Source organism: Sulfobacillus sp. TH-112 (genome assembly GCF_057473405.1).
In genome coordinates this window covers 1-13,660 of sequence record NZ_JBYCKN010000188.1, presented here as the reverse complement: position 1 = coordinate 13,660, position 13,660 = coordinate 1, and the positions used below count along the sequence as shown (strand labels likewise).

At 51.3% G+C, this 13,660-nt stretch carries 12 protein-coding genes; 7 read left to right on the top strand and 5 right to left on the bottom strand.

Annotation, left to right across the window (positions count from 1 at the left end; all coding sequences use genetic code 11):
* Positions 1-1,056: 1,056 nt before the first annotated feature.
* Together ACOJWD_RS13960 and ACOJWD_RS13955 are read right to left on the bottom strand one after the other, a co-directional pair.
* Positions 1,057-2,532 (bottom strand): MFS transporter, encoded by a 1,476-nt coding sequence (locus tag ACOJWD_RS13960; protein WP_486993853.1) that lies wholly within the window; start codon positions 2,530-2,532, stop codon positions 1,057-1,059.
* Positions 2,533-2,612: 80 nt separating this feature from the next.
* On the bottom strand, positions 2,613-3,278 hold the full coding sequence (locus ACOJWD_RS13955; RefSeq protein ID WP_486993852.1) for a class II aldolase/adducin family protein: 666 nt from the start codon (positions 3,276-3,278) through the stop codon (positions 2,613-2,615).
* 341 nt (positions 3,279-3,619) lie between these two features.
* On the opposite strand from ACOJWD_RS13955, the gene ACOJWD_RS13950 reads away from it, so the two are divergent.
* From ACOJWD_RS13950 to ACOJWD_RS13930, 5 genes are all read left to right on the top strand, one after another.
* A complete protein-coding gene (locus tag ACOJWD_RS13950) occupies positions 3,620-4,453 on the top strand; it encodes a DUF2785 domain-containing protein (protein ID WP_486993851.1) in 834 nt (277 codons plus the stop codon).
* Between the two features lie 351 nt (positions 4,454-4,804).
* Positions 4,805-5,869 carry an alkene reductase gene (locus ACOJWD_RS13945; protein ID WP_486993850.1) on the top strand — a complete coding sequence of 355 codons (1,065 nt, stop codon included), beginning with the start codon at positions 4,805-4,807 and terminating at the stop codon, positions 5,867-5,869.
* Between the two features lie 828 nt (positions 5,870-6,697).
* Positions 6,698-6,934: a hypothetical protein gene (locus tag ACOJWD_RS13940; RefSeq protein WP_486993855.1), complete on the top strand. Its 237-nt coding sequence runs from the start codon at positions 6,698-6,700 to the stop codon at positions 6,932-6,934.
* Complete coding sequence (locus ACOJWD_RS13935) at positions 6,925-7,077, top strand: GNAT family N-acetyltransferase (protein ID WP_486993854.1); 153 nt, start codon at positions 6,925-6,927, stop codon at positions 7,075-7,077. Before ACOJWD_RS13940 ends, ACOJWD_RS13935 begins: the two co-directional genes overlap by 10 nt.
* A 349-nt stretch (positions 7,078-7,426) precedes the next feature.
* Positions 7,427-8,008: a hydrolase gene (locus ACOJWD_RS13930; protein WP_486993849.1), complete on the top strand. Its 582-nt coding sequence runs from the start codon at positions 7,427-7,429 to the stop codon at positions 8,006-8,008.
* A 178-nt stretch (positions 8,009-8,186) separates the two neighbouring features.
* On the opposite strand, the gene ACOJWD_RS13925 is transcribed toward ACOJWD_RS13930, so the two are convergent.
* Positions 8,187-8,768, bottom strand: coding sequence for a hypothetical protein (locus ACOJWD_RS13925; RefSeq protein ID WP_486993848.1), 582 nt, complete (start codon positions 8,766-8,768; stop codon positions 8,187-8,189).
* 366 nt (positions 8,769-9,134) lie between these two features.
* Here ACOJWD_RS13925 and ACOJWD_RS13920 point away from each other — a divergent pair, with 366 nt between their 5' ends.
* Complete coding sequence (locus tag ACOJWD_RS13920) at positions 9,135-9,680, top strand: general stress protein (protein WP_486993847.1); 546 nt, start codon at positions 9,135-9,137, stop codon at positions 9,678-9,680.
* 1,141 nt (positions 9,681-10,821) lie between these two features.
* A complete protein-coding gene (locus ACOJWD_RS13915) occupies positions 10,822-11,436 on the top strand; it encodes a hypothetical protein (protein ID WP_486993846.1) in 615 nt (204 codons plus the stop codon).
* 316 nt (positions 11,437-11,752) lie between these two features.
* Here ACOJWD_RS13915 and ACOJWD_RS13910 read toward each other — a convergent pair whose 3' ends face one another.
* Both ACOJWD_RS13910 and ACOJWD_RS13905 read right to left on the bottom strand, forming a co-directional pair.
* Complete coding sequence (locus ACOJWD_RS13910; RefSeq protein ID WP_486993845.1) at positions 11,753-12,670, bottom strand: ABC transporter permease; 918 nt, start codon at positions 12,668-12,670, stop codon at positions 11,753-11,755.
* The gene (locus ACOJWD_RS13905) at positions 12,671-13,549 is read right to left on the bottom strand and encodes an ABC transporter permease (protein ID WP_486993844.1); all 879 of its coding nucleotides are present in this window, start codon (positions 13,547-13,549) and stop codon (positions 12,671-12,673) included. It lies immediately after the preceding gene.
* Between the last annotated feature and the right edge of the window lie 111 nt (positions 13,550-13,660).

Sequence of the window (13,660 nt, the reverse complement as noted above, 5' to 3'; positions counted from 1 at the left end):
GGGTAAGGAAGTTCTCGTGCCTGTGGAGAGGAAAACCCGTATATTTCCCTGTGTTGCACGCAGAATGCATGTGTTTCATGAACGCCTGCTATCGGAAGGGGCCCTTCCGACACCCTGATGCTGCCGAGGCTTTTCCCCGTCAAGAAATTCTTGTGAGCAGTTATCATTCAGAAAGGTTTAAAGGCGGGATGTCCACAGACTTCAGTGCAGCGCCAAGCTTTTGACTCTCAGCACATTAGTGCTAAGTTCTACACGACCACTCCCGAATATCCTCAAATCCTTCCAACCATATTTAGGGTAGGGGACGGATAGGATGCCGGGGATCTACGACACGCGGCAATCGGGTGGGCGGGCGAACGTTCTCATTGGGGAAATGGCCTGCGGTGCATGGTAGACAATCCTAGTTGTACGCGAGAGCGCACGACCATCATGCTAACGATGACTTGGCAGGACGTATAAATATGATTAAATGTGTAGGATGGGGAAGGGTAGTCCTGGTCGGATGCGGTTAAGAGACTTTTTCCGCGGGGGCGATCCCCTCGCTACCGGACTGAGGATTCCCCGATGAGACCGGTCCTTACATAGAGGCGGTGGGGACGTCGGCGATGCGCCTGGCAAGAAGTCAGTGATATACTGACTTCTTGCCCACATGGGGCTATAGGCATCCAGTTGGGAGTGAGCATTATAGGTGTCGACAACACTGTCCAGCCACTCTCTTCCGCGGTCAGGCCATCCCGTGAAATTGCGACGTCGAAACTCAGCGGCAAAATGAGGGCTCTGAACGAACTATCCAGGCCACTTTTGCTTAAGCCTCGCGATGGCGCGGCTGCTCTAGAGCAGCTCCGCACAGTTTTCGGGCACTCCAAATCAGACCTATGGGCCACGTGTGATCCGTCCGAGAGGATTATCCTCATCTGTCAAACGGGCCACCGCAGTTTGTCCGTTGCAGACCGACTTCTCACTGGTATCGCATGTGCGCGGAGGCATGGGGTGGTGGAAACGGGACTCAAAATCGGTATAGAGTCAGAGATAATCACTCTCTTAGGGCGACTATTGTTATACATCATCTGCTATCGTGCCAGATCGGTTCGCAGGGTGTGGATCGACGAGGGTGAGTAGTCCTATCACGCCGATTCCGAGGGAGGCAACAAAGGCCCCGCGAAACCCCCAGAAGAACCAGAGAGGATAGTGGGCACTTGTATGGTTAGGGGTGGGCCCCAAGCCGTACAGTATCCATGTCAAGGACAATAAAATGGAGGCCAATGCCACTCCGACGGCTCTCCCAAGATTCCGCTGGGTGGCTAGCAAACTGGACGCCAGACCGGTATCCCCAGGGCCGACCGAACTCAAGACAGCGGCATTGTTAGGAGAGGAATAGAGTCCGGCTCCAGCTCCGACGAATACCAATACAATCCAGATCTCCCAGAGGGCGGTATGGCGTGGAAGTAGGATGAAAAAACCATTAGCGAGCATTAATAACCCCAATCCGACTCTCCCTGGCCATAAAACTCCGGAACGGTCCAACCATCGTCCTCCTAGGGGCGAAATGATGACCATGGCTAAGGCTTGGGGAACGAGACTGATCCCAATCAAGCTGACCGACAAGCGTAGCTCATAACGAAGGTAGAAAGGCAATAGAAACGATGGAAACATCATGAGAATCCAATATGCCATTCCAGACAGAAGATTTTTTGTGAATGGATGAATTCGAAAGAGTCGCAAGGGGATGAGAGGGGTCTTGCGTCGCAGTTCCCACCGAATAAAGCTGTACGTGGTTGGGATTTCTAACAGAAAGAGTCCTAAGCCCCAGCGGGAGTGCCAATTAGCCAGTCCAAACTGCAATAACGATGTCATCGCGGCGAATAGTAATGCGCCCATCCAGTCTAATGAGTGGAGTGAGACATCGGGATCGCGTGGGAATCGGGGCAAGTAATGCCAAGAACCCCATAATCCCCAGAGCCCAACGGGGAGATTAATCCAGAAAATGCTTCTCCATCCAAAAAATGCGGTCAGAATTCCTCCCAGCGGAGGGCCAGCCAGGGTGCCAGCAGCTACAACAGAACCAATGAGGCCTAACGCCTGTCCTCGTTTATTGACCGGAAAGACCAATGCAATGATTGCCATGACATTGGCCATGATGGTCGCTCCACCCAAGGCTTGAAATGCGCGTGCTAAAACCAATAGTGAAAATGTTGGCGAAAGTGCACTACTTACTGAACCCATAATAAAAATAGCAATTCCCGCCAAAAAGACGTCACGACGACCTAACGCGTCAGCCATACGACCAGCCACCGGCAATAGCCCGGTGATGACCAGAAGGTATGCCGTGATGACCCACTGCAACGTCGCGATCGATAGAACAAATTGATGTTGTAATACTGGCAGCGCCACATTGACGACACTGGAGTCCAAATTTACCATAAAGGTTCCCGTGGTCGCTGCAGCAAAGCTGAGCCAGAGGGCACGTCCCGACAACAGGATGGCCCGTTGTGGTTCACGATCCGGAATGCGATGGCGAGGTGACATGGGCATTGACTATCGCATCCTTCTTCCTTAAACCAGGGGAAAGCGCCGATTGCGTAAGTCGGGCCCTCCCCTGGAATGCTCAGATATTATTGCCGTGACCCGAAGACCTGCATGCGTTCTCTGACTTCATCGATGGCTTCTTGCGGCAGTTCTTTGGCACCGCCTAAAGACTTAGATTGAATAATAAGCTCGGCCGCCTCATCCAGTGTGGCTAAAAGACGCGCCGTGCTGATGGCGTCTTGGTGGAATACTAAAGCGCCGTGATTGGCCATCATGATTGCCGAAAGGCCTGGATGGTTCTCTACGACGTCAATAATAGCGTTGACCGATTTATCTGACCCGCGTGGTGCCCAAGGGACTACCGGCACCGGTTCGGTGAGGCCAAAACGTAGTAGTGGTTCGTAGACTAACGGAATAGGCTGATGCGCTACGGCGAATACGGTGATGTGGGGAGCATGGGTATGAATGACGGCCCCCACACTAGCACGAGAGCGGTACACCCGGGTATGCATTTGAATGATTTCTTGCATGCTCGGTTCCATCGATTCGCCATTGACCAAATTGCCATGTAAATCTAACACGGCGAGATCGCTTTCCGACAAGTGGCCAATAGACCCACCGCGTGTCATAATGATGTGTTGCTCATCTAGTCGTGCGGATAAGTTGGCGTGTTCCCCACGAAATAACATCCCTGATTCTGCCAGTATTTGAGCAGCTCGAATGATTTCTTGACGCACCTTTGCCTCGTTCATGTTTCATCCTCCTCGATATGACCATTATGGTGTCCGACGATAAAGTATTTACCCTTCTAACGAAATTATACTGCAACAAACAGTATGATGCAAATAATTTCCGCGTCGTATTGCCTTAGCCTTGTAGAAGGCCCTGTAACGGTATAAGTCACTGGCCAATATGGCTATTGTGGAGCCACAAATTCCCATGAGAGAGACCAATAACTGGATTGTGTTGTGCGGACATTTACCACAGTGTCCCACACGGCTTATGATGTTAAGAGAGATTCGCCAATGTGGTGTCTCGGGTTCCAGAGGCACGGCGAATGTTCAGGAATTGTACCACGAGAGGGATGACGTGCGTGACAATCGAGGAATTGCAAGGGGTGGCCGACGGTGGTAATTGGCCTCCGGAAAATGCTTGGCTACTCGCTCAAGAGTTGCTTGAGCACTTTGGCAGCCCCGACCCCAAGCTTCGGGATACCCTATCCTATACGATGATGGAGCGTCTTGTTTCGGAAAGATTGCTGAACCTTGAGGAGCAGTTGGTGCTGTTGAAGACAGCCCTAGATGACCACCACCTCTATGCAGGCATTGGCGAGACTGAGACCGACAGTGTTTTCTTGCGTAGCTTTTCTGTACTTGTGGTCCCTATCATACTTGGAGAGGACTTAGACGAAGGGAGGCTTTCGGAGTCTGTGGTGGTCGACACACTCGATCGGGTATTCGACTATGCGCGAGCGGAGAGGGATTGGCGCGGTTATGTGGTCGATAAGGGCTGGGCTCATGCCGTTGCACATACCGCGGACGCGTTGGGAGTTGTTGCCCGTCATCCTCGAATGCCGATACATCGTTTGTCTGAAGTATTTTCCACAATACAATACCTTGCAACGCTTCCCTATCCACTGGGATACTTGGAAGACGATCGTCTGGCATACGCGGCTTATCAGATCATTGAATCGGGACGGGTGAGCACTAGTATGTTAGATAAATGGTTGAATCGATTTCAGCGCCTGGTGGGGCCGGATGATGGGGTGGAGACATTGGGTGGCGCAAATGCGGAACATGTTTTGCGGAGTCTCTATTTTCGGTTTCGTGCGAAAGATACAGCACACCCATATTTGGATGCAATACAAAAGGCGCTAGATCGCTTCGACATTTTCCTTCCTGAGGCTTCCACGGATGACGATGCGTAATGTTTTCACGATGAATGGTGTGTCATGGTGCGAGACGCGCGTTCCCATGGGCCGGGTCCTCGTAGTCGGTGCCAAGGCAATTCGCCCCATATCACTTTGGGATAAGGGGCACCCTATTGTTCGAAAAAAATACGGCGAATCAGCCATATGTCCTAAAGAGGGCACATTAGAACGAAGAATCTCGTCGTGAGATTTGCCCGGTGCAAATACTGTCTTGGCTCTTACAGTACTGATGGGGCGTCAGCAATTTTAGTTCGACTATCTACCAGCAAAACTTCCGTTGTACAATAAGCTAAAAATAATATAGTATATATAGTACAGTACATAAAATGATCATTGGAGGGATTTCCGTTGACAACAAAATTGTGGACCTCGGTCAAGGTAGGTCGTATGACACTTCCTCATCGCCTAGCGATGTCGCCTATGACACGTAGTCGAGCGCTTCCAGACGGGACGCCAGGTGAATTGGCAGAGCTCTACTATACACAGCGGGCGTCAATGGGGCTCTTAATCAGCGAGGGCACTCAGCCTTCGGATGACGGTCAAGGGTATATCTTTACTCCCGGTATTTATACCGACAACCACATTGCGGGATGGAAGCGCATTATTGACAGTGTCCACGCGGCAGGAGGACACTTTTATATTCAGCTCATGCACGTCGGTCGTATATCGCATCCTGATAATACCTTAAACCATCGGCAAGCCCTAGCGCCTTCGGCCTTGGCTCCAGGGATTCAAATGTTTACGCTAGAGGGGATGAAGGATATCCCGGTGCCTAAGGCCATGACCACAGAAGACATCGACACGGTTATTGGAGAGTTTCGTCATGCCGCCCGATCGGCCATACTGGCGGGAGCCGATGGAGTCGAGATTCACGGTGCCAATGGCTATCTGGTGCACCAGTTTTTCGCGGAAAATGCGAATCGTCGTGACGACCAGTATGGTGGATCTGCCGAAAATCGTGCGCGATTTGGCATTGACGTGGCGCGTGCCGTAGCCGATGAAATTGGACCAGACCGGACCGGATTTCGTATTTCTCCGTTCAGTACTGCCGGGGGACTCGATGAAGGGGCTAGCGGTAGTGATGTGTATCGCTCGCTCATTTCGGATCTCGGTAACCTCAAACTAGCCTATCTGCATGTGCTGCACACAGGCAATGATGAATTTTTACGAGAAATTCGTGCATTGTGGCCAACCAGCCTTTTGGTGAATCGCGCTGGTCGCCCGTTAGATAAAATTTCGGTCGATGTGGACCAAGGGACAGCTGACGTGGCGGTGGTAGGGGCATGGGCTTTAGCGAATCCCGATTTGCCGGAGCGCCTGAAAGCCGGATTGCCATTAAATAGTGCCGATCCTGCTACGTTTTTTGGAGGAGATGAACATGGATACACCGATTATCCGACAAGCTCTCACTAGTGATTAACCAAAGAAGTGACCAGGTCGATGCCTTGGCACTTCCTATAGCAAATCGTACACGAGTCGCCATCCTTAGGGGATGGCGTTCTTTTTGTTAGGGGCGGGTATTCAGTGTGAATGCCGAATGGCAAATGATGGGTCGCCGGGAAAGATTTATATTGTTGTAGGTCTTCCATAGCCTTGGGAAAAAAGGTCTTTTGTCATAGAGCAGTTGGTATGGGGATAAGACATGTAATCATTGGTGAACCGCCTTTGGGTCCAAATGGCGAGGCGATATAGGGGGTCTCGTCCAAGGACAATCGCCATCGAATGTTTTTGGGGCGGGGAGCAATGGCGCCATTGGATCGGCTGTAGACGAGGACGGATGGCATTGGATCGGCACAGGCAAACGCGGCGGGCATCAATCACTCTGAGGGGATCGGAAGCGCTTGTGCTGGGTCCTATTTCTTCCCACCATCCTGCGTGTGATCGAGTGTTGTCGCGCTGAGCGCCCACCTTAAGTTTGGTGAACATCTGTCACGGCGTCTAGTCGTGGGAATGGTAGCGGATTTTCCGGAAGGGGCGGGTTAAGTCGCCGAGGATGCACCCGGCTAAGTGGAGACGCCTAATAGAGCTATGTGCTGCGGCCTAAATGTTTTTTTGTTCTTGTGTCCGCCCCGATCATCTCCTGTCATACGGGTAATGTGCGGAATTCTCCGGCACGTTACCCGTGAGTTCGCGAGGTATTGGAAAATCTTGCTTTAGTACCTGCCAACTGAGTGAAGGATTTTTTCAATCTTGGTCATGCAAAACTCTCACGGGCGGTGATGATGAAATAGGAGGCCCGTGATGAACGCGATCCTAAGGGTCTTTCCTGACCAGTTTGCAACCGATCGGTTGTTGCGATGCCCATTACCCGGTGATGGGATTGCCGTTCATGAGGTCATTGTAGAATCTCATACGGAGTTTATACAGTGGATGCCGTTTGCTGTAAACATCCAGACGCCAGCAGAAGTGGAAAAAATGTGCGTCGGGCTCATGCTCAATTTTTACTGTGCGAAGATTTGCGTCTTCACATGGTTTTAAAGTCGTCGGGACGCTTTATCGCCAGCACGGGACTACACCGCATTAATTGGGAGATAGGACGCTTTGAGATGGGTTACTGGATAAGGTCTTCGGAGGCGGGGCGTGGCTTGGTCACGGAAGCCGTTCGGGGAATCGTGCAGTAGGCCTCAGACTATTCGGCGTATTGAAATTCGTTGTGATGCGCGAAATGAGCGGCGGTTGCCATCCGGGGGAGTGGGGATATCCAGATCGTCCCTACGGACAACCTGTTCCGTAGCACGCTTGGTGGATGAAAGCGTGTCAATACGAGAAGTGGGATGAGCATCGAGTGTTTCTATCACGTCATTGCAGAGTCTAAATTACCATGAATACAGCTACGATCAGCTCAAAGGTGCACTGATGTATATAAAGGCGGTCCTTGAGTAGGTCAATCTTGCGATATGCTTCGTATCGAGTAGTAAAGTGATATAGTACTCTATGAGTCGCTACCAGTGACTCGGAAGGGATGAGGAAATGACGCAAGCATTGACGCTTAATCCAGAACATACCGCGTTGGTCGTGATTGATTTGCAAAAAGGGATTACTGCCATGCCGACCGCCCCGCATGCGGCATCCGATGTCGTGACCCGATCGGCCCAACTGGCCGACCGATTTCGGGCCTGCGGAGGTTTCGTGGTACTAGTCCATGTGGGACCATCTCCTGATGGCAAAGATGGCTTGCAACCACTCTCAGATACTGTGATGAATCGCCCTGGGGGTCTTCCCGACGGTTGGGATGAAATTGTGCCTCAAATGGGTCCCAAGGCGAGAGACCATGTGGTCCGTAAGCGTCAATGGGGCGCGTTCTACGGAACTGACTTGGATTTGCAGTTGCGTCGTCGCGGCATTGACACCATTGTATTGTGCGGGATAGCGACCCATATTGGAGTGGAAAGTACCGCGCGTGATGCTTATGAGCGGGGCTATCAGCAAGTATTTGTGGAAGATGCGATGTCAGACATGAGTGCCGAGGCACATCGGTTTACCTTGGATAATGTCATGACTCGGATCGGCCGGGTGCGCTCTACCAATGAGATACTAGAGAGTTTAGCCTGATGCTATGGGAGTGACCCTCTCCGAGGACCGCTCCATCGGTGGCAGCGGTCCTAGAGAGATGGGGAGAATTTGGAGACATCTCACTCTGCAACCGGCAACGAATCGAATCAAGATTCCTTGAGAGTCTGGACATGGAGCGCGACACTTGACTGAGGTGTTACCGGAAGCGTTCCAGGAACTATTGGCGGAGGCCATTTTTAATCGGAAGCCAGAGGTACTGGGTGGCATCGTGGGGATTTGATTCATAGCGATAAAGGGCGTTTCCACTTCGTGAATAGGCTAATGGATTCATGGTGTCAAAAGGAATCAGGCGATTCCAATGAAATATTAAGAGACGATGATTTCCCGCCGTTTGGGTTTCTCGATCGCCCCGAGGGCCGATGGATACGGTGCGGATTTTTGAAGTACTGACGGCGACGGCAATCATCGTAAAAGCATGGTGGTTTTCGGCAATTGACATCCACCCAACCGTATGGATAGGTCCGGGGGATTCTTTTCCGAGATAGGTACTGACCGGAGCTCTCCACAGAAACCCGGAGTGATAGGCCATCACAGTCCTTGGGCCACTTGGGGTGTTGAAGAGGATTACCGTTCCACTGGGGGTGTCCATCTGAGCAAACGGCGTGGCTTTATGACCAATGAACGAGTTTGCCCGCGCTGCAGCCAGTGAAGAGAAACGATATCCGGACAGATAGCCAATGAACAAGAGCAGCATGATTAGTCCCCCGATAAATACCAGCCAGCCATTTTTCTTGGTCATGTATGAGTATGCTCCTCCACAAGGTGTACGTAATAAGTGTACTCAATCTGTCAATGGAGACTGACGCGACGCCGACGATCTCGAAAAAATTGATTTGGATCATTAGCGTCCGTTGCGCGCTCACTAAAAGAGAACGTTTGGCTGCAGGAACTGCAGCGTGAATAAGGCCTAGGGATGTTCGGCGCCTCGTGAGGATAGGCGTTTCCTAACGATGTGGAAAAGATCGCCAGTTCGCGTTATGCTAATAGAGCAGGCCAAAATTTCTTTTGAGAAAGTTTGGATTCTCGCTTGCATAGTTCAGAGTAGGGCTCGGGTAGACCGATCGCCATAACTGCAGCATGGTGACTATTGAAAGGAGTGGGACGTATGACCTCAGATAGCATGGAGCAATCGAAGAATTCTGCAACCATTGCAATTTATGAGACGCACGAACTAGCCGATAGAGCAGTCAAAGAACTGCAACAAGCGGGATTTGACATGAATCGACTCTCTATTGTGGGGAAAGGCTATCATACCGAGGAACACCCGGTAGGCTATTATACCGTGGGTGAAAAGATGAAGGTTTGGGGAGGCGTTGGGGCGACTTGGGGAGCAATCTGGGGTGGATTCTGGGGCCTCCTGCTCGGTACCGGTTTCTTCTTAGTTCCCGGAGTTGGCCCGCTATTGGCCGCCGGTCCGTTGGTGGCCATTATTGTAGGCGCACTTGAAGGTGGTGTCGTCGTCGGAGGACTAAGCGCCTTAGGGGCAGCACTCGTCAATATTGGGGTTCCTAAGGATAGCGTGGTCCGCTACGAAAATGCGGTGAAACAAGATAAATATCTCCTCATTGTGCATGGTTCGCCTGACGAAGTCCAAAAAGCGAAGACGCTTTTGGATCAAGTGGAAGCCACAGATAGCGTGGTATTCAACTAATTAGTTGCAAAAACATCGCCATATCGCGTGAGCGGCGTGATGTATCGTGTGGTTCATGCGGGGAGAATACATAGTGTCGGTTCCTCACGAGCTGTAGGAAAGTGGGTTGCATGTGTACCACTCACCCTGAGACCTGCCGCTCAAAATTCAGGCGTCCGGATATAGCCAGCACTATTATCAGGTGGCTTAGAGCGTGTGCTTAGAGCGACGTGATAAGGTTAGTGCTGTTATCTGGACACGGTAACCCACTTTACATGAGGCATTCGCTGAGCTGGCGAATGCCTCATGGGTATTTTTGGTACTTTCTTGATGGGACCTCGGTGTGCGAGCCATACGTGGAAGATGCTTTTCGTTGGAGAAAGAAGAAATTATTGAATCAATCTGACCAACACCAGGAGTGGCTGCTGAACTGGTCGTGTCAATCTCTCGTGTCGGCCTGTTCCATCGTGCACTCCACTACTCAAAAGAAGGTGGGCGGCTCATCCAGTCATGCCAAAGTGTGTAGGCGTCGCTTCCACTCTGGGTGTCATTTGGTACCGGCAAAGGCTGGCGTGGCTTATGACAGTTAAAATGTTATTCCGACTGCCACACCGTTGGATGGACGTCAATGTGGCACATGCATCAGTGGGTTAGGAGGTCACATGATAGGGCGAAATAGTTCACGCTAGCACCACAAACAATAGGCGTGGGGGGTGAGAAAAAAACGCCCTTTGCTTTATCACATTTTAGTGGCTATCGGTTTCCACAGCGATCTGATGATCTCCCGCATATTGGATGCGATCAGATGAGCAGCGAGGGCAGGTTGTCGCTTTTGGCCCCTTGGGCATCAAAAATATTTGATCACAATCAAAGCATTTAAATTCACTCCACTTGGTCATGGAACACCTCCATTTCTTCGATGATGAGAATATCATACGCATTTTATGGCAGCGATAATAGTCCCTAAAAAATAGGCTGGTCTTTAGAATAATTTGGCTCGCCACACGTCACATCGTGTGCGTGCTGGGGGCGTCGCGTTGTTGGTCATCGAGGTAGTGTCGTTCACCAGTAATATCATGCATTTCGCGTATGAAGCATTGTGGCGTCGGAGACAGTATGGGAAAGTGATAACAATCACAAGTTCTCGTTAGGAGGTTCATTCATGGTCGCTCGTCGTCGCTGGACTGCTGAACTGGTCATTGAGAGTATTCTGGATCGCCATCAGAAAAAGTTAGCTCTCAATCCGCAAAGTTTAGAAACTGAGGATAGCGCCCTTTTGGCCGCCGGGCGGCGATATTTTGGTTCCTGGCCGAAGGCCTTGAAGGAGGCCGGGATTAGCATGGCTTTTGTTCACGCGCAGCGTCATCCACGTGGCCATTGGTCGCAAGAGAAGGTGTTAATGGAGATTCGCAAGCATCATCAATTGGGACTTCCGCTGAACGCGCGCGCGATCCAACAGCTGAATAATCGACTGATTTCAGCAGCGACGTACTATTTCGGATCATGGCGCCAAGCGTTGATTCACTCGGGATTTGATCCGGATACCATACAGCGTAACAAGCGACATACCGAAGAGACGATTCGCTCAGAAATCGCGGAGCTTTTGCACCGTAGTTCTGACGTACGCGATATTACCATGCGCCGACACCACCGGCGCCTCTATTGGGCGGCCAGCCAGTATTTTGGTAGCTGGCAAAAGGCTCTGCATGCGGTCCAATACGATGGAGATTCGGAGTGGGGTGAGGATAGTCGAAACGCCAGCGCGCAGAACGTCTAGCCGGCTACTGAGAGGTGACATGGGCTAGTGGGCCTACCGGAGAGGGAGGGAGAAGAGTTCGCATACAAGTCTAGGGCAGATAATGAAGTAGTTTAAATTTTTCTAGACGGTAATAGGATGAATACGGGGATGGTGGGACCACTAGCTGAGGTCCCAGTACCGTTGGTAGAAAGCGACGTCAATAGCATTGTGCCGGGTAATTGCTTGATGGTTTCTTCATGATACTGAAGCGTAGGTGTACCAATGTCTGAGCCGGTTGTCGCCTTTGTTTGAAGAACACAGACGGTAAACGCATCGCATCGGGTGCGGTGGCGTATTAACGATATTGCACTCGCGGGTCGACCAGACTATATGAGACATCCGCCAAGATGCTGCCTAGGATGGTGAGAAACGCGAGGACTAAGGCAATGCTTGCGGCATTCGAAAACATCAGACCGTCAAGCGCAGAAACGAGGCTATTTCCCGCTCCAGGAACGGCATAAATGACTTCGATGGCCACCACCGTATTGAGCATCATGGGCATCGAGAGTCCCACCAGCGTGATGAGAGGAAGGAGTGAGTTTTTTAGGGTATGGTGAGGAATAATGTGATGCTCGGCCACCCCTTTGGCTCGCGCAGTGCGAACATATTGCGTTAGACTAGCGTCGTGAAGCGCCACCCGTAATTGCCGTGACCACGGTCCCATTGTCGAGAGGGCCAAGGTAGTAACGGGAAGCACTTCGTGCCAGGCCCAACTAATAAGTCCGGGATGTATTCGTGGAAATCCTGTCGGGGGAAATAGCGGATAGAGAATGGCAAATAGAAAGAGGAGCAAGCTTCCCATCCAAAATCCCGGAATGGCGCTTAACAGTGCGATGATCAGGGAGAGAATGCGGTCGATGAAGGTGTTATGATAACGCGCCTGCACGCGAGCGACGATGATCGAGAGCAGCAACGCCAACAAAATTCCCATCACCAATAGTTCCACGGTAGGCGGCAGTTCCTTCTTAATGATGGACGCGATTCCGCCGTTTATGAGGATGGCTTTCAGCCAATAGACAAATTGGACTGGAACCGGTTGATTGAGGCCAAGTTTGGCATTGAGTTGAGCAATCTTGGCAGGCGTAGCTTCTTGACCGAGAATGGCTCGAGCGGGACTCGTGGTATCGATGTGCAAAATAAAAAACAGCAGCACGGCAATCGATAAGAGAGCGAGGATTGCTTCGACCAGTCGACGCAATAAAAACTTTGCCATCTAGTGGCCTCCTCCCGCGACGAACATTTCTCGCAATGCTTCGGTTGTTGAATTAATTGAGAGCTGCAAAATGACTAAAGCGGCACCAGGGAATACCATGATCCACCAATAACCGTTCCAAATGGCTTGGGTACTGCTTGCAATCATTCCAGCCCAGTTGGGATCCGGTGGCGGAAGACCAAATCCCAAGAAACTCGCGGTGGCGACCACTAAGACGGCTTGGCTTACTTGGCTGCTCGCGGCAACGATAATCGTACTCCACAAATTAGGGAGCAAATGGCGCCACATAATGCGAGATCCACGCGCACCCATGGATTCCGCCGCCAACACATAATCGCGTTCACGGAGGCTTAAAATATCTGCTCGGACGAGCTTTGCTATCATAGGCCATGAAGTGGCCGTGACGATAATCATCATCGAGATAGCACTTGGTCGCAACATGGCGTCCACCAAGAGGAGTGGGATAAGTTGGGGAATACCTAGCACAACGTCACTGACCCAGGTGATAAGTCGGTCCATAAACCCGCCGCGAAATCCCGCCAAAAGGCCCAGCGCGACACCCCCCAGCGATGCTCCCATTGCAGCGGCTAGCGCCACAATAATCAGCAACCGTCCCCCTAACATCAAGCGACTCAGTTCGTTCCGGCCAAGTTCATCGCCGCCCAGCGGCAGTGCCCGGGACGGGGGATGGCCAATCATCGTGTAATGGATAGTATAAGGGCTCTTGGTATAGATGAAGGGGCCAACAAAGCAAAATGCCACTAGACCGCAGAACACCAGAAGGCCGACCCAGAACTGGGAGTGGCGAATAAGACGATGGGGCCGCGAGTTCGCGACATCAGGATTAGGCGAGGTCATTAGTACGTTGTGCTGAGCCATGATACCCTCATCTTGTCATTAATAGTCTTTTCTATGAATTCGTCATTTGTTGTAATAATCCTTTGTGAAGGTCTCACCCGACAACCACAGACGAAATATCCATGAAAAAAT

Bases quoted from the DNA above. Each gene is read 5' to 3' on its own strand.
- ACOJWD_RS13960 (WP_486993853.1), bottom strand. From the start codon at position 2,532: ATGCCCATGTCACCTCGCCATCGCATTCCGGATCGTGAACCACAACGG.
- ACOJWD_RS13955 (WP_486993852.1), bottom strand. From the start codon at position 3,278: ATGAACGAGGCAAAGGTGCGTCAAGAAATCATTCGAGCTGCTCAAATA.
- ACOJWD_RS13940 (WP_486993855.1), top strand. From the start codon at position 6,698: ATGAACGCGATCCTAAGGGTCTTTCCTGACCAGTTTGCAACCGATCGG.
- ACOJWD_RS13935 (WP_486993854.1), top strand. From the start codon at position 6,925: ATGGTTTTAAAGTCGTCGGGACGCTTTATCGCCAGCACGGGACTACAC.
- ACOJWD_RS13930 (WP_486993849.1), top strand. From the start codon at position 7,427: ATGACGCAAGCATTGACGCTTAATCCAGAACATACCGCGTTGGTCGTG.
- ACOJWD_RS13925 (WP_486993848.1), bottom strand. From the start codon at position 8,768: ATGACCAAGAAAAATGGCTGGCTGGTATTTATCGGGGGACTAATCATG.
- ACOJWD_RS13920 (WP_486993847.1), top strand. From the start codon at position 9,135: ATGACCTCAGATAGCATGGAGCAATCGAAGAATTCTGCAACCATTGCA.
- ACOJWD_RS13915 (WP_486993846.1), top strand. From the start codon at position 10,822: ATGGTCGCTCGTCGTCGCTGGACTGCTGAACTGGTCATTGAGAGTATT.
- ACOJWD_RS13910 (WP_486993845.1), bottom strand. From the start codon at position 12,670: ATGGCAAAGTTTTTATTGCGTCGACTGGTCGAAGCAATCCTCGCTCTC.
- ACOJWD_RS13905 (WP_486993844.1), bottom strand. From the start codon at position 13,549: ATGGCTCAGCACAACGTACTAATGACCTCGCCTAATCCTGATGTCGCG.